Source organism: Rhodoblastus acidophilus (genome assembly GCF_009720655.1).
Taxonomy (GTDB): domain Bacteria; phylum Pseudomonadota; class Alphaproteobacteria; order Rhizobiales; family Beijerinckiaceae; genus Rhodoblastus; species Rhodoblastus acidophilus_A.
This window is the reverse complement of the sequence record NZ_WNKS01000059.1, coordinates 1-711: the sequence shown is the minus strand read 5'-3', so window position 1 is coordinate 711 and position 711 is coordinate 1. Positions and strand designations below refer to the sequence as shown.

The 711-nt window shown below is 60.9% G+C and carries 2 protein-coding genes; both read right to left on the bottom strand.

Annotation, left to right across the window (positions count from 1 at the left end; genetic code table 11):
- A partial coding sequence (gene tnpB / locus GJ654_RS21745; protein WP_155448065.1) for an IS66 family insertion sequence element accessory protein TnpB occupies positions 1-212 on the bottom strand: 212 nt, incomplete at its 3' end.
- Positions 209-619 (bottom strand): IS66-like element accessory protein TnpA, encoded by a 411-nt coding sequence (gene tnpA, locus GJ654_RS20690; protein ID WP_155448064.1) that lies wholly within the window; start codon positions 617-619, stop codon positions 209-211. The genes tnpB and tnpA, both read right to left, overlap by 4 nt.
- Positions 620-711: the final 92 nt, after the last annotated feature.

Here is a 711-nt window from a genome sequence, read left to right as displayed (position 1 = left end):
AGCCATTTCGTCATGAGCCACATGCCCGTTCCGTCAAAGACCAAAATTTTCAAACGATCGGGCCGTTTCGAGCGAAAAACGAAGACATCGCCGCTGTATGGGGCGCCGTTCAGCCCTTCGGCGACCAGACCAATCAAGCCATGCACGCCTTTTCGGAAGTCAATCGGCTGGGTGGCCACAAACACCCTGACGTCCGACCCGAACGAAATCATCGTCCAAACCGCAGCGCCGCCAAGACGTTCCTCAACGTCTCGGCGTCGGCGCCAGCAGGCACATACACCGTCGCGTTCCCGATCCGGATTTCAATCCGACTGTCCAGGCTGACGATTGCGGCGTCGCCGTTCGCCGACGCCATTCTGCTGTCGGAGGCATCCTCAATCTGCACTCTCGCGAACGCCGAGGCTCCGACCGGGGAAAAGCGGGCCTCGCGACGCCAAACGCTCAGCAACCCGCGACTGACGTCGTTGCGCCGCGCGACTTCGGTCACGTTCGCTTCCGGATCGGCGCTTTCCGCAACGATCCGCGCCTTTTCTTCGTCGCTCCAAAACCGTCGCCGACGCCGGCCCGTGATAACTTCGACACGCCTGTAAGAGGCGCCTTCATTCCTGTGTTGATGCATGGGTTTAAGCGAGACCTCGCAACGGATTCAGACCCTTGCCAGTTTCGCCGATAACCGCGGCGGGCGCCATGTGCGGTCGTCGTACCGGTAAC